This window comes from Corynebacterium pseudodiphtheriticum DSM 44287 (assembly GCF_000688415.1).
In the GTDB taxonomy this organism is placed as follows: Bacteria; Actinomycetota; Actinomycetes; order Mycobacteriales; family Mycobacteriaceae; genus Corynebacterium; species Corynebacterium pseudodiphtheriticum.
In genome coordinates, this window is record NZ_JIAH01000002.1 from 1 (window position 1) to 21,852 (window position 21,852).

At 57.7% G+C, this 21,852-nt stretch carries 18 protein-coding genes and 1 tRNA gene; 14 read left to right on the plus strand and 5 right to left on the minus strand.

What is annotated here, in order from left to right; genetic code table 11:
- The coding region (locus O146_RS13130; protein WP_035000427.1) for a helix-turn-helix domain-containing protein at positions 1-154 on the minus strand (154 nt) is incomplete at its 3' end.
- A gap of 460 nt (positions 155-614) precedes the next feature.
- Here O146_RS13130 and O146_RS10500 point away from each other — a divergent pair.
- The 7 genes from O146_RS10500 (at position 615) to O146_RS12010 (ending at position 6,223) form a co-directional block, all read left to right on the plus strand.
- The gene (locus O146_RS10500) at positions 615-1,616 is read left to right on the plus strand and encodes a siderophore ABC transporter substrate-binding protein (protein ID WP_051619155.1); all 1,002 of its coding nucleotides are present in this window, start codon (positions 615-617) and stop codon (positions 1,614-1,616) included.
- Between the two features lie 9 nt (positions 1,617-1,625).
- The gene (locus O146_RS0100345) at positions 1,626-2,567 is read left to right on the plus strand and encodes an ABC transporter permease (protein ID WP_198010699.1); all 942 of its coding nucleotides are present in this window, start codon (positions 1,626-1,628) and stop codon (positions 2,565-2,567) included.
- Positions 2,557-3,522 carry an iron chelate uptake ABC transporter family permease subunit gene (locus tag O146_RS0100350; RefSeq protein ID WP_035000428.1) on the plus strand — a complete coding sequence of 322 codons (966 nt, stop codon included), beginning with the start codon at positions 2,557-2,559 and terminating at the stop codon, positions 3,520-3,522. The genes O146_RS0100345 and O146_RS0100350 overlap by 11 nt, the downstream gene beginning before the upstream one ends.
- The gene (locus O146_RS0100355) at positions 3,519-4,277 is read left to right on the plus strand and encodes an iron ABC transporter ATP-binding protein (RefSeq protein ID WP_021353148.1); all 759 of its coding nucleotides are present in this window, start codon (positions 3,519-3,521) and stop codon (positions 4,275-4,277) included. Before O146_RS0100350 ends, O146_RS0100355 begins: the two co-directional genes overlap by 4 nt.
- 44 nt (positions 4,278-4,321) lie before the next feature.
- Positions 4,322-4,780: a cyanase gene (gene cynS / locus O146_RS0100360; RefSeq protein WP_021353147.1), complete on the plus strand. Its 459-nt coding sequence runs from the start codon at positions 4,322-4,324 to the stop codon at positions 4,778-4,780.
- Positions 4,781-4,882: 102 nt separating this feature from the next.
- Positions 4,883-5,509, plus strand: coding sequence for a class I SAM-dependent methyltransferase (locus tag O146_RS0100365; RefSeq protein ID WP_027017367.1), 627 nt, complete (start codon positions 4,883-4,885; stop codon positions 5,507-5,509).
- Between the two features lie 27 nt (positions 5,510-5,536).
- Complete coding sequence (locus O146_RS12010; RefSeq protein WP_027017368.1) at positions 5,537-6,223, plus strand: lysoplasmalogenase; 687 nt, start codon at positions 5,537-5,539, stop codon at positions 6,221-6,223.
- Between the two features lie 112 nt (positions 6,224-6,335).
- Here O146_RS12010 and O146_RS0100375 read toward each other — a convergent pair whose 3' ends face one another.
- The 3 genes from O146_RS0100375 to O146_RS10515 form a co-directional block, all read right to left on the minus strand.
- The gene (locus O146_RS0100375; RefSeq protein ID WP_027017369.1) at positions 6,336-7,112 is read right to left on the minus strand and encodes a DUF542 domain-containing protein; all 777 of its coding nucleotides are present in this window, start codon (positions 7,110-7,112) and stop codon (positions 6,336-6,338) included.
- A 293-nt stretch (positions 7,113-7,405) separates the two neighbouring features.
- Positions 7,406-7,627 carry a Panacea domain-containing protein gene (locus O146_RS10510; protein WP_051619159.1) on the minus strand — a complete coding sequence of 74 codons (222 nt, stop codon included), beginning with the start codon at positions 7,625-7,627 and terminating at the stop codon, positions 7,406-7,408.
- A gap of 404 nt (positions 7,628-8,031) precedes the next feature.
- On the minus strand, positions 8,032-9,558 hold the full coding sequence (locus tag O146_RS10515; RefSeq protein WP_051619162.1) for a dicarboxylate/amino acid:cation symporter: 1,527 nt from the start codon (positions 9,556-9,558) through the stop codon (positions 8,032-8,034).
- A 305-nt stretch (positions 9,559-9,863) separates the two neighbouring features.
- Here O146_RS10515 and fdnG point away from each other — a divergent pair, with 305 nt between their 5' ends.
- The 3 genes from fdnG to nrfD are packed head-to-tail and all read left to right on the plus strand — an operon-like array spanning position 9,864 to position 15,418.
- Positions 9,864-13,163 carry a formate dehydrogenase-N subunit alpha gene (gene fdnG, locus O146_RS0100395; protein WP_244266777.1) on the plus strand — a complete coding sequence of 1,100 codons (3,300 nt, stop codon included), beginning with the start codon at positions 9,864-9,866 and terminating at the stop codon, positions 13,161-13,163.
- Between the two features lie 6 nt (positions 13,164-13,169).
- Positions 13,170-14,303 (plus strand): 4Fe-4S dicluster domain-containing protein, encoded by a 1,134-nt coding sequence (locus tag O146_RS0100400; protein WP_027017371.1) that lies wholly within the window; start codon positions 13,170-13,172, stop codon positions 14,301-14,303.
- The gene (gene nrfD, locus O146_RS0100405; protein WP_023018519.1) at positions 14,300-15,418 is read left to right on the plus strand and encodes an NrfD/PsrC family molybdoenzyme membrane anchor subunit; all 1,119 of its coding nucleotides are present in this window, start codon (positions 14,300-14,302) and stop codon (positions 15,416-15,418) included. The genes O146_RS0100400 and nrfD overlap by 4 nt, the downstream gene beginning before the upstream one ends.
- Before the next feature lie 52 nt (positions 15,419-15,470).
- Here the strand turns inward: nrfD and selD are convergent, their stop codons facing one another.
- Positions 15,471-16,514 (minus strand): selenide, water dikinase SelD, encoded by a 1,044-nt coding sequence (gene selD / locus O146_RS0100410; RefSeq protein WP_027017372.1) that lies wholly within the window; start codon positions 16,512-16,514, stop codon positions 15,471-15,473.
- A gap of 99 nt (positions 16,515-16,613) precedes the next feature.
- On the opposite strand from selD, the gene O146_RS0100415 reads away from it, so the two are divergent.
- The 4 genes from O146_RS0100415 to O146_RS0100430 all read left to right on the plus strand — a co-directional run bounded on the left by O146_RS0100415 (position 16,614) and on the right by O146_RS0100430 (position 21,737).
- A tRNA-Sec gene (locus O146_RS0100415) sits at positions 16,614-16,709 on the plus strand.
- 70 nt (positions 16,710-16,779) lie between these two features.
- Entirely contained in the window at positions 16,780-18,150 is a 1,371-nt protein-coding gene (gene selA, locus O146_RS0100420; protein WP_279625069.1) for an L-seryl-tRNA(Sec) selenium transferase, read from the plus strand.
- Entirely contained in the window at positions 18,151-20,004 is a 1,854-nt protein-coding gene (gene selB / locus O146_RS0100425) for a selenocysteine-specific translation elongation factor (protein WP_027017374.1), read from the plus strand.
- 326 nt (positions 20,005-20,330) lie between these two features.
- Positions 20,331-21,737, plus strand: a complete 1,407-nt coding sequence (locus O146_RS0100430; protein ID WP_027017375.1) for an ATP-binding protein — start codon at positions 20,331-20,333, stop codon at positions 21,735-21,737.
- The last annotated feature ends 115 nt before the right edge of the window (positions 21,738-21,852 follow it).

Below are 21,852 nucleotides of genomic sequence, written 5' to 3' on the forward strand. Positions count from 1 at the left end.
GTAGTGCTTGGTAGCCACCTTCTCGATAGCGGTGGAGTAGTTCGCGGATCCAGCGGGTGCTGACGTTAAAGAGTGCGGCGGCATCTTTATGACTCATGCCGGTCGCGAGGATGGTTTCGACGATGACTTTGTTGGAAGTGTGTTTCTTGCCCATGCTCTATTTTGGGCGGAAGTATGTCTCGCTACATCCTAAGGTGGTGCGTGTGTCCTCATTGTCCCTGTTGGGGTGGTTGTGTGAGAACAGCGGAACGATGTTGTGGCACATCAGAGCCTTGAGGGGCGGAAGGATGTCGTGAGACAGAGCGGAACGATGTCATGGAATCAGACACCTCCGGGCGCACACAGAAGAGCTCGGATTATCACTATGACGCGGTGATGATCCGGGCTTTTGTATGTCTCTTTTAAGGGCTGTAATTTCGGATTCTCGGTTAAATGTTGAAGCGAGAACCTGCAATAAAAGTGCGGGTTTTGCTGTGAGTTATTTATTCATATTTTGTTGACTATTCCGAAAGCCTAAGATAATTTGCTTTGTGTCAGGTTAATCTAAGAAACCTGTGATCAACTCATGATAATTTGCCCGAACTCGCAGTGAGGGTTCAGGAGGAGACCGATTAATGACTAAGACGACTGCGAAATTAGCGAAAACTATCGCTACTGTCTGTGCCGCCGGATTGGTAGTGGCAGGGTGCAGCAGCGCTGATGAGACAAACACTGCTGGTGAGTCCAATACGAGCGCTGATTCAGCTGCTTCTGCAGAAGGCAAATTTACCGTCACCGATAACAACGGTGAGATAGAGCTGGACGCCATGCCAGAAAATATTGTTGTTTTGGACTACTCCGTCCTGGACGTGATTGATTCTCTGGGCAAGGGCGATTCTGTCGTGCTTACTCCAACCAGCAACAATCCACCAGCGTTTGCAGAAGAATATGCTGATACTGCAGAGGCCGGCGGAATGAGCGAGCCGGACTTGGAAGCTATCGCCTCTGCTGAGCCAGATGTCATTTTGATGGGTGCGCGTACTGCTCGCGAACCATCCCTGGTGGAAGAGTTGGGCAAGATTGCTCCTGCTTTGGACTACTCCACCGACTACACCGAGGGCAGCTTGGACCTGAACCTGGAGACCGCCCATAACTTGGCTGGTCTGTTCGGTGAGGACGTGCAGAAACAAGCGAACGAAAAGATCGAGGCTATCCAGAAGCGTGCCGACGAACTGAAGGAGAAAGTTGAGGCTGAAGACCTGAACGCTCTGATCCTGATGACGAACGGTGGCGAGACCCACGCTTTCGCTCCGGGTTCCCGTTTCGGCGCGATTCACAATGCATTCGGCTTCAAAGAAGCTGCAGAAGTAAAGATGGATGGTCGCTACGGTGAGGTCGTCTCCTTCGAATACATTGCGGACGCTGACCCGGACTACATCTTCGTCATTGACCGTGACGCAGCCCGTGGTTCTGATGAAGCTACCGCCGAGGCAACCCTGGATAACCCACTGGTTCAGGGCACCAAGGCAGCAGAGAACGACAATATCGTCTACCTGTCGCCTGAACTGTGGTACTTGATGGGCGGTGGCATCAACAACGTTGACGCCATGATCGACGAAGTCGAAGCAGCGCTCTAGTATTTCCTGATGAAACTTTTGCACCGTTGGTGGGCTATGCCCCTGGCCATAGGCATTCTCATTGCCTTGGCAGGGGCTAGTATCATGATTGGCGCCGCTGACTTTGACTGGGAGCTACTACGCCAATCACGCTTGCCGCGCACAGCCGCAGTCCTGCTGGCTGGGTCTGCGCTAGCGATGGCTGGTTTGCTGATGCAACTGCTGACACAAAACCGCTTTGTGGAACCATCGACTGTCGGCACTACAGAATCAGCCGCGCTTGGTTTGCTGTTGATCACTATCTTTGCGCCAGCCTCGCCTATTTTTGTCAAAATGGCGGTCGCTTGTGTGGCTGCTATCGCCGGTACAGCGTTGTTCATTTTCACAATCGGTCGCCTGCGCCACCGCAAGGGCTTCATCGTGCCGTTGGTCGGCATCATGATCGGTACCGTTATCGGTGCGATCTCGACGTTTATTGCCCTGGACGTGGATCTCATTCAGTCTCTTAATGCCTGGCAATTAGGCTCTTTCGCCGGCACAATCGTCGGACGCTGGGAGCTGCTGATGTTGGTCGCGGTGATGCTGGTGATCTCTTATTTCGTCGCCGATCGGTTCACCTTGTTGGGGCTGGGTAAAAGCTACGCCATTAACGCTGGCATTAACTTCAAACGCACAGAAACCCTCGGGCTGGTTATTGTGGCGATTACCGCGGCGATCGTTGTTACGGTAATTGGTTCTTTGCCATTTTTGGGTTTGGTGGTGCCCAACATAGTCTCACTGTATTTCGGGGATAATGCGCGACGCTCCCTGCCATGGGTGATGATCCTTGGCGCCGGTTTTACTTTGGTCTGTGATCTAGCCGGACGCCTGCTGCGCTATCCATTTGAAATTCCGGTGGGTACGGTCGTCGGCGTCGTCGGTGGTGCGATCTTCTTGGTCATTTTGCTCCGGAGGCATCAGCATGCACGCTAACCACAAACGTACACTGACGTTGTCTATCCTGCTCGTTCTAGCGCTGGTGAGTTTGGGGCTGTTCCTGGCTTGGGATTTGCCGAAAGCTTGGCAGTGGGCCCTAGAACGCCGCGCCTACATCGCTGGTGGGCTCATTGTCGTCGCTACATCCATCGGCTTGTCGACGGTGTTGTTTCAGACTATTACCGCCAACCGAATTTTAACCCCGTCACTGATGGGCTTTGATGCCCTTTATATCCTGCTGCAAACCGCGTTGGTGTATTTCTTTGGGCTCAGCGCGCTTTCGCCGTGGGAAGCACGGGGGCTATTCGCGGTGGAAGTTGGCATCATGGTTGGCTTTGCCATCCTGCTGTATGCACTGATGTTCCGCGGCGGTCGTACCAGCTTGGATCTATTGTTACTAGTGGGCATTGTCTTCGGAGTCTTTTTCCGTAGCGTGTCCTCGCTGCTGCAGCGGCTGATTGATCCGGGTTTGCATGCTGCGCTGCAAGATAGATTTTTCGCGAATTTTAGCTACGTCGACAAGAATTTGTTGTGGGTGACCACCGCGCTCACCATTGGTTGCGCGGCTGTGATGTGGCGCAAACGCCGCATTTACGACACGCTGTTGCTGGGCCGAGATATTTCGGTGAACTTGGGTATCAATTACCGACGCGAAGTCATTATCACTTTGGTGTTGATCGCGGTGCTGGTGTCTAGTTCAACGGCGCTCGTCGGCCCGGTACTGTTCTTTGGTTTGCTGGTCGCGCACTTGTCGTACCAGCTGATGCGTACTGATCGCCATGCGTGGACACTTCCTGGCGCTGTGCTGATTGGTATTACCGCGTTACTAGCCGGCCAGTTTATCTTGGGTCAAGTCTTTGCGTTTAATACTGCGCTGTCGATTATCATCGAACTCTTCGGTGGCCTGGCCTTCTTGTACTTGTTGCTCCGGAAAGGTGGAATCAACAAATGATCCGCATCGAAGACGTCACCAAACGCTACGACGAGCACACCGTCGTCGATAATATTTCCACCACGATCCCGCGTGGTAAATTCACCTCGGTAATTGGGCCGAATGGTGCGGGTAAGTCCACTTTGCTGCAGATGATCGCTCGCCTGGAACCAATTACCGAAGGTGCGGTGCTAATTGATGATCTGGATGTATCCACCACTCCAGGCCCAGAGCTGGCACGCACTATGTCGATCCTGCGGCAGGAAAACCACCTGGTGGTACGCCTGACGGTACGCGAGCTGGTGGAATTCGGGCGTTTCCCTCACACGCAAGGTCGACTGACCGCAGACGATAAAAAATACGTTGATGACGCCATTGAACAGATGGGCCTGGAGCACATGGCCGATCATGCGTTGGATGAGTTATCCGGTGGACAGCGACAACGGGCTTTCGTCGCCATGGTGTTAGCGCAGGATACTGACTATATTCTGCTGGATGAGCCGCTGAATAACTTGGATATGCGTTACGCAGTGTCCATGATGAAAATGCTGCGTAAAGCGTGCGATGAGCAGGGGAAAACCATCGTGGTGGTGATCCATGACATTAATTTTGCGGCGGCATATTCGGATCACATTATTGCGCTGAAGCATGGTCAACTTGTGCATGCGGGATCGCCGGGTGAGATCATGAATAAAGAAGTTATGCGCTCTATTTACGACATGGATATGCAAATCGAACTGTTTAACCAGAACCCGGTGGCTATCTATTTCCGCTAAACTTGAGGCAGGTTCACGAGTAAAACCAGCTGTGAGGAGCACATATGTTATCCAAGCAAGATGCAGGCATCATTATTGATGAATTGCGCCAAGAAAAGGGCTTGAGCTGGTCAGAGCTTGCCGAGCGCGCCGAGTGCCCGAATGTCTGGCTAGTTTCTGCTGTGTTGGGTATGCACCCAGTGCCAGAAGAGGTTGCGGAGTTTTTACGCAAAGAACTCGAGCTTGACGACGAGCTGGTCAAGGCTTTGCGCAGGCAGCCAACCCGCGTTCCGGAGCGTGAAATCGCCACGGACCCGACCATTTATCGTTTCCATGAACTCATCGACGTCTACGGCCCGGCCTTGAAGGCGTTGATTCATGATGAATTCGGCGACGGAATTATGAGCGCGATCAATTGCAGCCTTGATTTCAAGCGCGTGGAACACCCTGGTGGCGACCGCGTACACATCACCATCGACGGCAAGTACCTGCCCTATGACTGGGTACAGTCCGATAAGCAGTAGGTGTTAGTTTCTGCTGCGGGCTGGAGTCTTTAGCAAGCCCGCCCGCGGTCCTGGCGCAACGGTAAAATTTTCCTAGAGGTACCCGTGCGAAAGGACTCCGCAATGCACACTGACAGCACACATTCTGATAGTAACGTTCCCGGCCACCACAATTCTGCGCACCATGCGCCGTCGGCTGCCGCGATGGAGGATCGTTATGCCAGCAATGAGCGTGTGTGGTCCGGGGATCCGAATGCGGCGCTGCTGAACGCGGTTGCAGGCATGGGGCTGGATGGTGCGAGCCCGCGCACCGCGTTGGATATCGGCTGCGGCGAGGGAGCAGACGCCGTGTGGTTGGCGCAGCAGGGTTGGCAGGTCACGGCCATTGATCATGCCCCGACCGCCGTGCGCCGCGCTGAGGAGTTGGCGGCCGAAAACGGCGTGCAGGTCGACGCACGAGCGGTGAGCTTCCAGGATTTTGAACGAGCCATGTTTGATTTGGTCATCTGCTTTTTCGGGCAGCTTAGCGACGACGATGTGCCCAAGCTGGAATCGTTGGTTGCGCCGGGTGGCTGGTTGATTTTTGTGCACCACGATATGGAATCCGAGAAGTACCTGATGCCAGCGCGCCTGAAAGAACAGCTGACGGAGTTGGAACTTGTCGACGACTACGTGTTTGAAAAGAACCTCGAACGTGGCGGCGGGTCGCACCATCACCGCGATCTGGTGTTGCGCGCGCGACGGCGCTAAAACGTGAAGCAGGATACACTGCAGAGCATGCGAGTATTTTCCCAACCTGAACGGCTCCTGTTTGCTGCTAGCTCGACGATTGCCACCGCTGCCGCGGCTACCGAGCGGCACCGGTTGTTGCGGGTGTTTAAACCGCTAATCGGGGTATCGCTGGCGGGCACCGTGGTGCGCGGCTGGAGGCGTCGGCAAGCAACGGACAATGTGCTTTTGCTGGGCGCTGTGGCGGGGTCTACCTGCGGTGACGTAATTCTGCAGACTCCTCAGGCCTTGGGCCAGGATGCGAAAGCTTCCGGGAATAGTCTGAATTCCGCGGCGTTGGCTTTCGGTGTGGCACATGTGTGTTATCAGGTGCGTGCGTGGCGGCAGGGGGCGCGTGTGCATCCGGGGGTGCTGGCCGTGCACGGCGCAGGGCTGGTGGGTTTGGCCAGCCAGGCGGCCCGGCATGATCCACGTGTGCTGCCTGCGGCTGCCGGGTATGGTGGCTTGGTTGCGATGACCTCGGTGTTGGGCACGTCAGGGTTAGTGGGTGCGAAGGTTAAGAACGCTCGCTTTGCCGCTGGTTCCGTGCTGTTTTTAGTCAGTGATGCGCTGATTCTGCTGCGGCGGATGTACCTGCAACGCCGTTTCCCTCGTGCGGTCGCGGAGATTGGCGTGATGTCGACTTACACGCTTGCCCAGCGCTTGCTTGTCGACGGCCTCGATTCGAGCCAATAAATCCCGGCTGACACAAGGAAACTGTACCGGGGTTCTCAGAGCTGCTGGTAGTAAAAACCGGTGGCGGATTAGGTTCTGGGAAAGTTAATCCCGCACAAGCCTCCACCGCAGCCTAACCCAGTGCTTTGCTGTATTCCAGGGCCTGCGGGAATAGCTGGTTGTTCTCCTTGTGCACGTGTAGGTGCAGGTCGCTGCGGAATTTCGCCAGGCGTTCATTCATCATCTGGTACGACGGGCAGGCATCGTTGGGTGAGGTGAAATCGTCGGTGAGTTCTGCGATGGTGCGCATGAGCGTGCCGGCGGCGTCATGTTCGGACATAAGTGCGCGTAGTTCGTGGTCCAGGTTGGTGGCTGCGGTGCCGGTGCGTTCCATGGCGGAAATTGCGGGGAAGACGAAGCGTTCTTCGCGGCTGAGGTGCTCGGACATTTCCTCGACGACGGTGTCGAAGAATTCTTTTACTTTTGCCAGTTCCGGGTGTGCATCGCCGTGCACGCGAGCGACTTTATGCACGAGCTCCTGCAATTCCGGCATTTCGAGCCAGCAGTAGGAGTGGTGGATGTCGACGATGTCGTGCGCTTGTGCAGAGAGTACCCGGGCGTTGGCATGCGGTGTAGCCTCATCGCTGTGCTTGTCGACGCCTGCTGCTGTGGCTGGATCGGCAGGGCTGGCGTCGGCATGAGCCTGCTGGTTGGTTGGTAACTGGGCATCCTGCAGCGTGCCGATGAGGTGCTCGACGGGGATTTCTGCATCCTGGGCTGCCTGGTGTAGCGTGCGGTGGCCGTTGCAGCAGAAATCGATGCGGAATTTTTCGAAAATCTGCGAGTAGCCATAGTCGGTATTGACGATCTCGCGCAGGGTGGTCTCGGGGCGAAATTCCAGCGTGTTCATGGTTTCAATTTTACTCTGGTGGCCCGGGGCCGTCGCTGTGATTTTATGCGGCTTTGATTTCTTCACGGCTTTGTGAGGGTTCGGGCATTGCGTTTTACCGTGTAGCGAGCAGCTCGAAAACGGAATTCCACTCTTTGCTAATTTTTGCGGCAGACTTTCTGAAGTCAGCTAGGGATGGTGCAGGATCGTGAGATCCCTGAGTCGGCATTGTCGGGGAAGGTTTCCCAGATTGAATATGGTTGGCAAACTCATCATGAATCGTTTGTATGCTCATCACTCTGTTACCTGGCTCCTCACGGTTCAGTGTCACCCTTGGCTGCTGTCTCGGTGTGGTGGCGCAGCTGTGGGGAGACAGGGCCGTGGCGCCAGCCTTCGAATTCATCGGCAAACAAGGGCTTGCCAGTCCATGCCAAATGCCAGCCTTGGGAGAAATAGCACAGCTTGTATAGCTTCATCTTGTCGACGCCAGGAAGCAGTTCGGTGATGTATTGACCTATATCGAGGATTGTCGCCATCGTCGCCTCCTTGTTTAACGTTACTGCGGCTTCCGCGCCTTCTGAACCCCCTAGGGTTGTTGGTTTGTGCCCTCGCGTGTCGTTTCGGTGCGGGCGTTGCGGAACCATTACTAACCATTGCTTAGGCCAAACGCTAGCAAAGATCCAGAATGGGAGCGCTTGAATTTGCTCAGAATCGAAAATTTATTCGTTTAATTTTTCACAGTCATCTAATGACCATTACGGAACAATATGGAAAATAAGTAGCGTAGGGCGGGTAAAATAAGTAGCGTAAGTCGCGGAAAATTCGACCGATAGCATACGGAAAATAAGTAGTGTTTCTTTAAAAAATCCCCGCCAACTGCAAAAAGCAGTGGCGGGGAATGGTCGTGAAATGTTTTAGGTCTGGGGGACCGAGATTTTCACTAGCGGCTAGAAACACTCACTGAATGTGATCTGGTTTGTGTTTCGGATGGCGAATTGGTGTGTGGATGTGCACCTGATTCGAAGTTTGCGTCAGAGTCGGGCTCCGAGTTGGATCCAGGGTTGGAGGCGGCGTCATCCAGCGAGTCGTCATCCTGAGCATCGTCATTCAGCAGGTCGTTGACACCGCTTTCGGCAGCATCCCATACATCCTTGTCTTGGATGCCGGCGCGCTTGGCGACGACCGTCGCAGCCAGGATCTGACCGGTGACGTTCAGTGCGGTACGGCCCATATCGACGATTGGTTCGACGGCTAGCAGCAAGCCCACACCAGCCAGTGGTAGGCCTAGCGTCGACAAGGTCAGCGTCAGCATGACGGTGGCGCCGGTGGTGCCTGCGGTGGCTGCGGAACCAATGACGGAAACGAAGATGATCAGCAGGTACTGGGTGAAGTCCAGGTCAATGCCGTAGAACTGGGCAACGAAGATCGCGGCGACGGCAGGGTAGACCGAAGCGCAGCCGTCCATCTTGGTGGTTGCACCCAGCGGGATGGCGAAGGAAGCGTACTCGCGGGGAACACCTATGGCGCGTTCGCTGAAGCGTTGCGTTGCTGGCATGACGCCCATCGAGGAACGGGTGACAAAGCCCAGGGAAATGACTGGCCAGATGCGCTTGTAAAAACCAAAAACCGGGATATTGTGTGCCTTCATGACGGCCGGGTAGACCACCAGGAAGACTAAGGCCAGGCCGATGTAGACTGCGAGCACGAATTTGCCTAGTGAGCCCATTGCGTCCCAGCCGTAGGTGGCTACGGCTTTACCAATTAACGCAGCGGTGCCGATTGGTGCCAGGCGGATGATCCACCACAGCACTACCTGGATGACCTTCAAGAAGGATTCGGTAAACCGTAAAAATGGATCCGCGGCCTTACCGGCTTTCACCGCGGCGATACCAATGGCCAGGGAAATTACTAGCAGCTGCAGGGCACCGAAGCTTAAGGAGACTTCGCCGTCGCTGACCGACGCATTCAGCCCGAAGAAGTTCTGCGGCAGCAGTTGTTCGAAGAAGGCCGTCCACGAACCCATGCTGGATGGGTCTTGCGCCTGGGAAGCATCGACGCTGGTGCCGACGCCCGGCTTCAGTGCCAGAGCGACGACGATGCCGACGATAACGGAGAAAAACGCGGTGATCGCGAACCAGAGCAGCGTGGAAAACGCCAGGGACGCGGCGTTGGTGACCTTGCGCAGGTTTGCTACAGAGGTGACCACTGCAGCGAAGATCAGCGGCGGCACCATGACTTTCAGCAACTGCACATAGGCGCTGCCGACGTTGCTAAGAATGCTGGTCAGCCAGCCCGGGTTCTCCGGGTCGGTGTCCATGTTGGAGGCGACTAATCCTAAGATCACGCCGATGATCAAACCGGCGATGACTTGTGCGCCGAAGCCGGTGGCCCAGCTGGGGAGCTTGTGCTTGCTTTCTGCGTGCTCGGGCGTGCTTGTCGACGCCTGCGCGGAGGTTTTGTGTGCCATAAGTGTTCCTTATCGCGTGAGTTTGTAGGGCTAAATTTCGTTCATTATGAACAGATCGGTCTATTTTGGATGAACCATTCTGTTCAAGAATGTTCCCTTGACTGTACTCCCCCTAGTTTTCGGGGCGCAACACGACGTGAAAATATATTCTTATGGAAACGCAGAAGCCCGCGTGACCTGCTGTGATGGTGCACACAATGGATCTAGGGTGTGGTGTGCGGGAGGGGTTCGCGGGTGGATTTGATTCTGTGATGCCAAGGCTTGCCTTGCTGGATTTTTGGACTTGTGCAGAATACATTGAGTGCATGTCTCGTTTTAGCCCCCTCAACTGGCCTGTTGTGCGCCAGATTCGCGGCGGAGACCCTTTTGGTAGGGACGTCAACACGCAGTCGCAAAAGAGCAAAGACAAGCGTGGCCGCATTGAGGAGGCGGACCGCGTCGTGCAGTCCGTCTGCCCGTATTGCGCGGTGGGATGCTCACAGCGCATTTACGTGAAAGACGATCGTGTTATCCAGGTGGAAGGCGACCCAGATTCGCCGATTTCCCGTGGCCGGTTGTGCCCGAAGGGTTCGGCTTCTGAGCAGCTGATTAACTCTGCATCGCGGCTAACCAAGATCAAATACCGTGCACCCTATTCCACCGAATGGCAGGAATTGGATGAAGATACCGCGATGGACATGATCGCGGATCGTTACCTGGAAGCCCGCCGTAATGGCTGGCAGGATACCGACGACGAAGGTCGCCGACTCAACCGCACCATGGGCATCGCCGGGCTGGGCGGTGCGACGCTGGATAATGAAGAAAATTACCTGATTAAAAAGCTGTTTACCGCTACTGGCGCGATCCAGGTAGAAAACCAGGCGCGCATATGACACTCTGCCACAGTTCCTAGTTTAGGAACTTCCTTTGGCCGCGGCGGTGCTACACAACCGCTGCAGGATATGGCGAACGCTGACTGCATTGTCATCGAGGGTTCGAACATGGCGGAATGCCACCCGGTGGGTTTCCAGTGGGTAGTAGAAGCGAAAAAGCGGGGCGCTCGCATCATCCACGTCGACCCGCGCTACACGCGCACCTCGGCTTTTGCGAACCGCCACATTGGTATTCGCGGCGGCACTGACGTTGTGCTGTTGGGTGCATTGATCAAGTACATGCTGGACAATGACTTGTACTTCCACGACTACGTGGTGGCATATACCAATGCGCCGATGTTGGTCTCGGAAGGCTACCAGGATACGGAGGATCTCGACGGACTGTTTTCGGGCTTTGACCCCGAAACCGGGAAATACCTCACCGATACGTGGCAGTACGAGCAGAAAGGCGACGGCTCGTCCTGGAACGTGGAACGCGACGACACCCTGCAGCATCCGCGCAGTGTGTTCCAGATTCTGAAACGCCACTTCGCGCGCTATACCCCGGAGCTGGTGGAAGAAACCTGCGGCATCTCGCAGGAAGATTTCTATTACCTGGCTAATTCGATCGCGGATAACTCCAAGCCGGATCGCACCACGTGTTTCGCTTATGCACTGGGCTTTACCCAACACACGCTGGGCGCGCAGTTCATCCGCACCGCTGCAATTTTGCAGCTGCTGATGGGTAACGTGGGCCGCCCGGGTGCGGGCATCATGGCCTTGCGTGGGCATGCCTCGATCCAGGGTTCGACGGACATCCCGACGCTGTTCCATTCACTGCCGGGCTACTTGCCGATGCCGAGCGTCGACAAGCAAAGCTGGCAGGAATACTGTGACGAGATTCGGGAGGAGTCGCAGAAGGGCTTCTGGCAGCTTGGCGAGAGCTATGCCGTCTCGCTGATGAAGTCCTACTGGGGCGATGCGGCAACGGCCGAGAACAATTGGGGCTATGACCTGATGCCGCGGATTTCCGGTGCGCACTCTACGTATCAGACGCTGGAGGCAATGCTGGAAGGCGCTGTGGAAGGCTACTTAGTCTTTGGGCAGAACCCGGCGGTGGCGCAATCCAACGGTGGTATGCAACGCCGTGGTTTGGCTGCGCTGAAGTGGCTGGTCGTGCGCGATTTTCAGGAGATTGAGACGGCGTCGTTCTGGAAGGATGCGCCAGAGATCAAAACTGGTGAGCTGAAAACCGAGGAGATCGGCACCGAGGTCTTCTTGTTCCCGGCCGCCACGCACGCGGAAAAAGCCGGTACGTTCACGCAAACCCAGCGCATGTTGCAGTGGCGGTTTAAAGCCGCACCTTCGCCGGGTGATGCCAAGAGCGATTTGTGGTTCTTCTACCAGCTGGGCAAGAAGATCAAGCAGCGCTTGGCGGATTCGACGGACCCGCGCGATCTGCCGGTGCAGAAACTCACCTGGGATTACGTGGAAACCGAGGAGGGTGAGCCGAACCCAGAGGACGTGCTCAAAGAGATCAACGGCTACTACCTGGATGGGCCGAACAAGGGCGAGTTGCTGCCGAGCTTCGTGGAGATGAAAGCCGACGGCACCACCTCTGGCGGCTGCTGGATTTATACCGGCGTGTATAAAGACGGCATCAACCATTCGCAGAAGAAGGTCCCGGGCCGCGAACAAAACGAGGTCGCGCTGGATTGGGGCTGGGTCTGGCCGTCGAACCGCCGCATCTTGTACAACCGTGCCTCGGCGCGACCGGACGGAACCCCCTGGTCAGAGCGCAAGAAGTACGTGTGGTGGGACAAGGACGCTGGCAAGTGGGTTGGCGACGACGTGCCGGATTTCCCGGTGGACAAAGCCCCGGACTACAAGGCACCTGCCGACGCCGTGGGCCCGGATGCGCTGGACGGCACCGACGCCTTCATCATGCAGTCCGACGGGCGCGGCTGGTTGTTCGCGCCTAGTGGTCTGTCGGATGGGCCCTTGCCGACGCACTACGAACCGCACGAATCGCCGGTGGGAAATATCCTGTATACCCAGCAGCAATCGCCGACACGTATGCCAATCAAGCGTGCAGACAACCTCTCGCGTCCGGAACCGGGCAAGCCAGGATCCGAGGTATTCCCGTTCGTCTTTTCTACTTACCGGTTGACGGAGATGTATACCTCGGGTGCCATGACGCGTCGCTTGCCGTACCTCGCGGAACTACAACCGGGCTTGTTCTGTGAAGTGGATAAGGACCTGGCTGCCAAGCGCGGGCTAGAAAATGGTGAGTGGGCGACGATCATCTCACCACGTGGCGTGATCGAAGCACAGGTGCTGGTCACCGATCGCATGCAGATGCTGCAGATCAACGGCGAGGAATTTCACCAGATTGGTTTGCCGTTCCACTACGGCGAATCCGACACCACGGAAGTTGCTGGCGACGGCGCCAATGACTTGCTGGGCCTGACGCTGGAGCCGAACGTGTTCATTCAGAACTCAAAGATCGGTGCTTGCGATATCCAACCGGGCCGACGCCCCCGCGGGCAGGCGCGCCGGGATTTGCTGCTGGAATACCAGCAGCGTGCGCAGCTGACTGTGGAAAGCGGCAACGAGTTGCTCACTGGCGAAGACGGCAGTGTTTCTGATGCAGCTTCGCGGCAGCAACGTCTGGATGCCGTCGGCAAGTCTGAGTATGGGCCGGAGAATCGCGCTGACCAGCACAACCCCGATGAGAGCGAAGAAGGGAAGTAAAGGACTATGCTTCTGACCGAAAACGCCTCCTCGCATGGTTATGACGACTATCAGCGCATGGCATTTTTCACCGATACCTCGGTGTGTATTGGCTGCAAGGCCTGTGAGGTTGCCTGCAAAGAGTGGAACCGCAACCCCGTGGAAGGCTACGAGGTTACGGGTGATTCCTATGACAACACCGGCGCGCTGGGGGCGAATACCTGGCGGCACGTGGCGTTTGTGGAGCAGAACAACGACCGCATTGAGCAGTCCCGCGCAGAGGGCAAAAAACTGATTTCGTTGGGCATGCCGACGATCGGTGGCCAGGACGGGAACGCTGGTCAGATGGGGTCGGCGGTTGGCGCTGGTGCTGCAACCGGTAGCCCCGCTGGCGCTGCAACAGAGACCACCAACACCACCCCGCCGGATACGGATTCTTTCCGCTGGTTGATGTCCTCGGACGTATGCAAGCACTGCACCAACGCCGGCTGCCTGGACGTGTGCCCGACGGGCGCGCTGTTTCGCACGGAGTTCGGCACCGTCGTCGTGCAAGATGATGTGTGCAATGGTTGCGGCACGTGTGTAGCTGGGTGCCCGTTTGGTGTTATTGAGCGCCGCGACGACGGCGGAGTCACGCTCAAGCAAGACAAAACCGCCACCGTGGACTACCAGGATAATTCGCACGCCGGGGTGAATGTGCTGGCGAAGTTGAAGCAGCGTGGGCTGCAGGGCCCGAACAAAATTGACCACACCCCGGGTAAGTCCATGCCGATTAAAAATATTGGCGTCGCCCAGAAATGCACTATGTGCTATGACCGGCTGAAAGTCGGCGAGCAACCAGCGTGTTCGAAGACCTGCCCGACGGATTCTATTCAGTTCGGCACCTACGAGGACATGCTGGCCGCGGCGAAACAGCGCGTGCGCGTGCTGCATGAACAGGGGCTGACCGAGGCCCGTCTGTACGGCGCGAATAGTGACGATGGCGTGGGTGGCACGGGCTCGATTTTCTTGCTGTTGGATTCGCCTGAGGTCTATGGTTTGCCGCCAGACCCGCGCGTGCCGACGGCGGATTTGCCGCAGATGTATAAAACCGCTGTGAAGGCCATCGGTGGCATGGCATTGGCCGTGGCTGGTGCGTTTGTTATGGGAGGTCGGAAGTGAGCAACTTCGACGAATACCGCCCGCCGCAGGGTGCACGACCGAACCGTTACCGCAAGTTCGATGGCACAAAGCCGAAGAAGAAGCGCAAGCGGCCAGGTGCGGGTGCGCAGGATGGTTCCAAAGAAGAGCGGATGGCAGAAGACTTCGAGTTTTCTTCCTACTACGGCAAACCCGTCGTCAAGGCTCCGCCGTGGGAGTGGCCAATTGGCGTTTATTTGTTCCTCGGCGGTGTCAGTGGTGGCTCGGGCATGCTGGCCGCGGGCGCGCAGGCTACCGGCAACAAGCCCTTGCTGCGCACAACTCGCTTGACGACGCTATCTGCTGCGTCGCTCGGTTCCGTGTTTTTGATTCTGGATTTGGGCCGGCCGGAACGCGCGTTGAATATGTTCCGCGTGTTCAAGGTGACCTCGCCGATGTCTGTGGGCTCGTGGATTTTGATGAGCTTCGCCAGTGCTTCGGCGATCCCGGCGCTGGTGGAAGTCGATGAGCTGGCTGGTCGTCGTGGTCTGCCGTTGCCGAAATTCGCGCGCACTGCGCTGCGGAAACTCGCCGGGCCAGCTGGTGCGGCCACGGGTGTTTTGGGCGGCCCGCTGGCTGGTTATACGGCGGTGCTGTTGTCGAATACCTCGAACCCGGTGTGGAATGACATGAAAAACCACCTGCCGTATGTGTTTGTGTCCTCGGCTTCGGCGGCGGCGTCGGGTTGCGCGATGGTCACTACGCCAGTGGATAGTGCAGGCCCAGCCCGAGCGTTAGCGATGGGGGCGGCTGTGAGTGATCTGGTGGCCACGAAGGTGCTGGAAAACGGCATGGAACCGGAACCGCGCGAGGCTTTGCACCACGGCAAGTCCGGCAAGCTCATGAAGGCTTCGGAATACCTCATCGCCGCTGGTGGTGTGGGTGCTGCGGTGTCGGCGGTGACGAAATCCCGCGCGGTCTCGGTGCTTTCGGGCCTGTCGTTGTTGGCTGGTTCTGCCTGCACTCGCTTCGGGGTGTTGGACGCCGGGCTGGAGGCAGTGAAAGATCCGTCCACCACCATTGGGCCACAGAAGCGTCGTGCGCAGCGTCGCCGTGAGCAGCAGGGCTTAGCTGGCGACGTGGTGACGCCGGAGTAGCGTACCCGCGGTGCCCCCGGATTAAAGGTGGTGCCGCCGGACTAAAGCAGTGCTAGCGCACCGAGATATACGCGGTGTTCTCGCCGGTGCCGCTACCATCGTTGCCTTCCACGTTGCCTTCCACAGTGCGGCCAATAACCGGGTAACCAGGCACTTCGCCGATGACCAGCAAGCCGCCGGAGGTTTGGGCGTCGGCCAGGAAGATCAAGTCTTCTTCCGAAATCGCCTCCGATTCCACCGACAAGTGCGGGCGCACCCAATCCAGGTTGCGGCGCGAACCGCCGGGGATGAAGCCGTCGGCAAGCGCTTCCTTGGCGCCGTCGATGGCAGGAACCGCGGAAAAGTCCAGTTCCGCGGCCACCCCGGATGCCCGGCACATTTTGTACAAGTGGCCCAGCAAACCGAAGCCGGTGACATCCGTGGCCGCCCGCGCGCCCGCCGCCAGCGCGGCCTGCGAAGCTTCGCGGTTGAGGGTGGTCATGGAATCAACGGCCGCCTGGGATACCTCCCCGGTGGCTTTGTGTTTGTTATTCAGAATTCCGACGCCGATCGGCTTGGTCAGCGTGATGGGCAAACCGGGTTGGGCGGCGTCGTTACGCATGAGTTTGTCCGGGGAGACAATGCCGGTGGCAGCCATGCCGTACATGGGTTCGGGTGCGGTGATCGAGTGCCCACCGGTGACAGAAATGCCTGCTTGGGTGGCCACGTCCATGCCGCCGCGCAGGACTTCGCGCAGCACATCCAGGCCGAGTACGTCGTTGGGCCAGCCCACCAGGTTGATCGCGGTCACCGGGGTGCCGCCCATGGCGTAGACGTCGGAAAGCGCATTCGCGGCGGCCACCCGGCCCCAGTCGTAAGGGTCGTTGAGCATGGGGGTGAAAAAGTCCGCGGTGGAGATCACGGCCAGCCCGTCCTGGATTTTTACGGCTGCGGCATCGTCGCCGTCGTCCAGTCCGACCAGCACGTTGGGGTCGGCTTTGCCGATGAGGCCCTCGACGGCTGATTCCAACTCCCCGGCCGGGATCTTGCAGGCGCAGCCACCTCCGGCGGCAAACGAGGTGAGGTTGATGTTATTGCTTCCAGCTTCGTCACTCATAGGTCTATGCTACCTGTGCGCCGTCGCTGCACCGGTGTGCTAGTTATTTTGCTGCCTACTCCGCCACCCTGCACCTGTGCCCTAGTAAACTGACGCGATGGAGGCGTATGCGTTCCTGGTGGGCGCCCCGGTCTTCAAAACCGGTGAGGCCGAGCATCTCGGTCTGGCAGGTTCGATTCCTGTCCGTCTCCGCCACTAGTTTTGCCCCAACACTAGTTTTGCCACAGCGCAGGCAAGTTTCCCGCCCCGCAAGGAGGTCGCCACGGTGCCTGAAACCACAGTGTCTGGTTCTGCAACGCCTGATCCTTTAACGCCTGATAACGATCCCCGCCGGAATATTCCGAAGATGGATCAACTGTTGCAGCTTCCCGCCGTCGAACACGCGCGGCAGCGCCTGGCGGAACACACCATCCGCGCGGCCATAAAAAATATTCTTGCCGACGCCCGTCGCGGCGCCATAGCCGTGGATTTCATCGAAGAGCGCATCACCGAGAATCTACGCGCGCAGCAACCGTTTGCCCTGCACCCGGTCCTGAACGCCACCGGGGTGATCATCCACACCAACTTGGGCCGCGCCCCGCTGCCACCGGCTGCCGTGGAAGCACTGCAGGCGGCGGCTTCGTATACGGATGTGGAAATGGATCTGGCCAGCGGCAAGCGATCGAAAAACCGCGGAGGCGGTGCCACGCAGGCGTTGCTGGATGCGTGCCCGGCGGCGGAGGACGCGCTGGTTGTGAACAACGGTGCTTCCGCGTTGTTGCTGGCCACGGCGGCGCTGGCGCCGAACCAAGAGGTGATTATCTCTCGCGGCGAGTTGATCGAAATTGGCGCCGGCTTCCGTTTGCCGGAGCTCATCGAATCCACCGCGACGCGCCTGCGCGAGGTGGGCGCGACCAACCGCACGCACCTGGCTGATTATGACAACGCGATCACCGCGGATACTGGCGCGATTTTAAAAGTGCACCCGTCGAATTTCCGTATGGAAGGATTCACGGCTGCGGTGGGCGTCGACAAGCTGCGCCAGCTTGCGCGCACCCACGGCAAGTATTTGATTGTGGATCTGGGTTCGGGCCTGCTCACGCATGATCCCGCGTTGCCGGAGGAGCCAGATATTCACAGCCAGCTGGCTGCCGGGGCGGATGTGGTGATTGCTAGTGGCGATAAGCTGCTTGGCGGCCCGCAGGCGGGCATTGTGCTGGGGAGTGCCGAGGCGATTGCGAAAATGAAAAAACATCCGTTGGCGCGGGCGGTGCGCATTGATAAGTTGCGCCTGAATGCCTTGCAAGCAGCGGTAACGACGCCTTCGAATGCCGTGCAGGATGCGTTGCATATTGATCCGCAGCGTTATCACGAGCGCACGCAGGCGCTTGCCGACGCCACTGGTGGCCGTGTGCTGGACCATGATGGGCGTGTCGGCGGTGGGGGAGCGCCGGAGTATCCGTTGCCTGGTGTGGCCGTGGCTCTGCCGGAGTCGCTGGCTGCGCTGTTGCGGCGGGCTAGCCCGCCGGTGCTCGCGCGGGTGCATGATGGCCAGTGTGTGGTGGATGTGCGCTGCGTGCCGGAAGAACAGGATGAGCTGTTGGTCCAGACCATTCGGGGCGTCCAAGCCCAACAGCCCAGCCAGGAGGCGAACTAAATGCACGTCGTTGCCACCGCCGGGCACGTTGACCACGGCAAATCCGCTTTGGTGCGCGCCCTGACGGATATGGACCCGGACCGCTGGGCGGAAGAAAAACGCCGCGGGCTGACCATTGATTTGGGCTTTGTGTGGACTACCTTGCCGTCAGGCACGGACCTGGCGTTTGTCGACGTGCCGGGGCACGAGAAGTTCCTGGGCAATATGCTCGCCGGTGTGGGCCCGGCGCCGGTGGTTATTTTCGTGGTTGCTGCCGATGAAGGTTGGCAGGAGCAGTCTACGGATCACCGCGATGCCGTGCGTGCGCTGGACATCCGGCATGGGCTGATCGCCCTGACCCGTGCTGATCGCGCCGATGCCACCCGTCGCGCCGAGGTCACAGCCCAGGTGCGCCATGAGTTGGCAGGTACCGCGCTTGCCGACGCACCCCTGGTTGAGGTTTCCGCCCATACCGGTGAGGGCATCGCGCAGATGCGGCAGGTGTTGGATGAGGTACTGGCCCAGGTGCCTGCCCCGGACCCGCAGGCGCGGGTGCGTGTGTGGATTGACCGCGCGTTTTCCGTGAAAGGCGCTGGCACCGTGGTCACGGGTACGTTGTCAGCGGGCACTCTGCGGGTGGGTGATAAGTTGGAGCTGGCCAGCCCGGACGGCGGGCGTGCGGTGGAAGTGCGCGGTTTGCACAGCGAAAATACGGCCCACCAGGTGTTGGAGCCGACTTCGCGGGTGGCGGTGAATCTGCGCGGGATCAGTGCCGATGCCATCCACCGTGGCCACAGCTTGCTCAGCTCGGGTGCGTGGGAGTTGGTGGAGCAGATCGATGTGCGTCGCACCTTTGGCCAGGATTTTTATGAGTTGCCGCAGAATATCGTCGTTCACATTGGCACTGCTGGGCTGGAGGCGCACGTGCGGCCGTTGTCCGCGGATTATGCGCGCTTGAGTTTGGCGTACCCGTTGCCGCTGCAGCTGTTGGATCGCTTCGTGGTGCGCAGCCCGGGCGGGCGGCATGTGAGCGCCGGGGTGCAGGTTATTGATGTGTACCCGCCGGAGCTGAACCGTCGTGGTGCGGCGCGTCGGCGTGCAGAGGAACTGGAACTGCTTGCCGACGCCAGCCCCAGCGCCACCAGCACTCCCGCCACCAGCACTCCCGCGGCCAGCCCGAGTCCGTTCACCGATCCCACCGGGTACATCCAGCGCGTCGGTTACGTGCGCGTCGACAAGTTGCAGCGCGCCGGGTTTACCGTGGATGATCCGGCCGCCCCACCGCAGGGCATTATTGCTTTTCGGCAGTGGTGGATTGCCGCCCGGGAGATCACGCGCTGGAAGAATCAGCTGCTGGTCGCGCTGGGCAAGCATGCGCAGGAGAATCCGCTGGCCGCGGGCATGCCGCGCAAGGCTGCGATGGATGCGCTGGACTTGCAGGAGGATGCGCTGTTAGGCATCGCAGTGGCTGCCGCCAAGGTGGAACAAGTCGACGGTGTGCTTCGTGTGCCGGGGCACAAGGTGGATCTGGGGGCGGCCGAGGCGTCGGTGGCCAAGTTGGAGGTCTGGCTTGCCGACGACCCATTTGCCGCCCCGGAGGCGGATGAACTGCAGGAACTCCGATTGGGGGCCAAGCAGCTGGCCGCAGCGGAAAATGCGGGGCGATTGTTACGGCTTGGCCAGGGGATCGTTTTGTTGCCTGGTGCGCCGCAGGAGGCGAAAAAGCGTATCGCGCAGTTGGAACAACCGTTTACGCTGTCGGCGGCGCGGAAGGCTTTGTCGACGACGCGCCGGGTGGCCATCCCGCTGCTGGAGTATCTCGATGAACAGGGTATTACCCGCCGCCTGGATGGTGGCTTGCGGGAGCTGCGGTAGTGTGTGGTGCTTTGAATTCCGTGGTCACGGTGAAAATCGGCCCCAATGAAAATAATGAAAGGGACCGGGAAAATAATGAAAGGGACCGGCCCTGGGCTTCCACCAAGAGTGGGGAGCGGAACCGGTCGTGTTGTCATTTATGACAGCGCACTTTTGCAATTGACTGAGCTGACAGCGCGATCAGAGCTCAGCTATGTGACCTACTGTAAAGCTACTCTAAAGTACTTTAACACTAGATGTTAGAGTAGAAAATCCCCGTGACCAGCAAAAACAGGCTACTATTAAATCTACTCTAAAGTTACTCTAACAATGTTAGAGTAGAAATCATGACAGCAGTAGAGGTGGATCAAGCCTTATCGCTTCCGGCGGAGCAAGCAGTATCGGCACTTCTGAAACTTCCAGAGTCGCAGTGGTATGAACGCAAATCGGGTGCGGTGAAGCCAATCGATTTCGCGAAACCCTTAATCGCTATGGCTAATGCTGAAGGCGGCGTAGTGGTTGCTGGATTGCATGGTGGCAAAGTTTCTCCAGTCAGCGACAAACAGGAAAACGAATTACGCCGTGTGGCTCATAACTTCATTGACCCACCCGTGCGGTTATCGATAGAAGAGCTGGTTACGGATGAAGGTAAAGTCTTGGTTTTTCGGGTTGGTATGTCCGAATACGTGCACCAAGATAACCGTGGGGATTGCTACCAGCGCATGGGTGATTCCACCCTGAAGTTGTCGTTTGCGCAGAGGCAAGAACTTGAATGGGATCGGGGAGCATCACGGTTTGAGTCGACGCCAGTGCCCGGTGGAGGCAGCTTTGACGAGGTTTTGGATCCGCAAAAGGTAGAAGAATTCCGGGCGTTGCTTACATCATCAAGCCCGCAATTAGCGTTGCAAGCACGGGATTTATTGACCCGAAAAGGGGAGGTTACAGTCGCGGCAGCGTTATTGTTTGCGCACCGTCCGCAGATTTTTTATCCCAATGCGCATGTAAGAATTCTGCGCTATGACGATAATGATCGTGGTGCCGGGCGTCGGCAAAATCTTGTTCACGGGGGAGATATACGCGCTGAAGGCTCGATCCCTGAGCAGCTGTCGGCAGCGACAGAAGCAATTGAACAGCTCATGCCGAAGCGGCAAGCATTAGGGGATGCTGGCCGGTTTGTTCCGCATGCAATTGTTCCGAAGGATGCTTGGCTTGAAGGTTTAGTAAATGCGTTGGTTCACCGTTCGTACAGCATGGGCGGGGATCATATTCGGGTAGAAATCTTTCCTAACCGTATAGAGATTACTAATCCTGGTAGGTTCCTCGGTCTGAATCGAATTGATAATCCAGAGCAGATTAGCCGGAATGCGCGTAACCCTCGCATCGCCAGGGTGTGCGCGGATCTCGGGATTACTCAGGAATTAGGTGAAGGTATTCGTCGTATATTCCAGGAGATGCGCACATCGGGGCTAGTGGATCCAGTGTATGAGCAGGTCAACGAGTCAGTGAAACTGACTTTGCATGCAAGCAATGCTATTCCAGCGGATTTAACCCGAGATTTGGGCCGGGCAGCATTGGAAATACTCAAAGTGCTCCGGCAGTCCCAAAAACAATTAGGGACTGGGGAAATCACCGAGTTAGTAAGCCTTGCGCGTCCTACTGTGCTGCGCCATTTGAAAGAGTTGCATTCGCGTGGCTTGGTTGTGTGGCATAAACAGAGCCCGAATGATCCCCGTGCTACGTGGTCACTCGAATAACCGATGGAGAAGCTTGACCTGGTGCTGTCGGCGAAGCGCGGCCTACTGTAAAGCTACTCTAAAGTACTCTAACACTAGGTGTTAGAGTAGAAAATCCCTGTGACCAGCAAAAATA

Coding starts and splice junctions, on each gene's coding strand:
- O146_RS0100345 (WP_198010699.1), top strand. CDS start 1,626: ATGAAACTTTTGCACCGTTGGTGGGCTATGCCCCTGGCCATAGGCATT.
- O146_RS0100350 (WP_035000428.1), top strand. CDS start 2,557: ATGCACGCTAACCACAAACGTACACTGACGTTGTCTATCCTGCTCGTT.
- O146_RS0100400 (WP_027017371.1), top strand. CDS start 13,170: ATGCTTCTGACCGAAAACGCCTCCTCGCATGGTTATGACGACTATCAG.
- selB (WP_027017374.1), top strand. CDS start 18,151: ATGCACGTCGTTGCCACCGCCGGGCACGTTGACCACGGCAAATCCGCT.
- O146_RS10515 (WP_051619162.1), bottom strand. CDS start 9,558: ATGGCACACAAAACCTCCGCGCAGGCGTCGACAAGCACGCCCGAGCAC.
- O146_RS12010 (WP_027017368.1), top strand. CDS start 5,537: ATGCGAGTATTTTCCCAACCTGAACGGCTCCTGTTTGCTGCTAGCTCG.
- O146_RS0100375 (WP_027017369.1), bottom strand. CDS start 7,112: ATGAACACGCTGGAATTTCGCCCCGAGACCACCCTGCGCGAGATCGTC.
- cynS (WP_021353147.1), top strand. CDS start 4,322: ATGTTATCCAAGCAAGATGCAGGCATCATTATTGATGAATTGCGCCAA.
- O146_RS10500 (WP_051619155.1), top strand. CDS start 615: ATGACTAAGACGACTGCGAAATTAGCGAAAACTATCGCTACTGTCTGT.
- O146_RS0100355 (WP_021353148.1), top strand. CDS start 3,519: ATGATCCGCATCGAAGACGTCACCAAACGCTACGACGAGCACACCGTC.
- selD (WP_027017372.1), bottom strand. CDS start 16,514: ATGAGTGACGAAGCTGGAAGCAATAACATCAACCTCACCTCGTTTGCC.
- O146_RS0100365 (WP_027017367.1), top strand. CDS start 4,883: ATGCACACTGACAGCACACATTCTGATAGTAACGTTCCCGGCCACCAC.
- O146_RS0100430 (WP_027017375.1), top strand. CDS start 20,331: ATGACAGCAGTAGAGGTGGATCAAGCCTTATCGCTTCCGGCGGAGCAA.
- O146_RS10510 (WP_051619159.1), bottom strand. CDS start 7,627: ATGGCGACAATCCTCGATATAGGTCAATACATCACCGAACTGCTTCCT.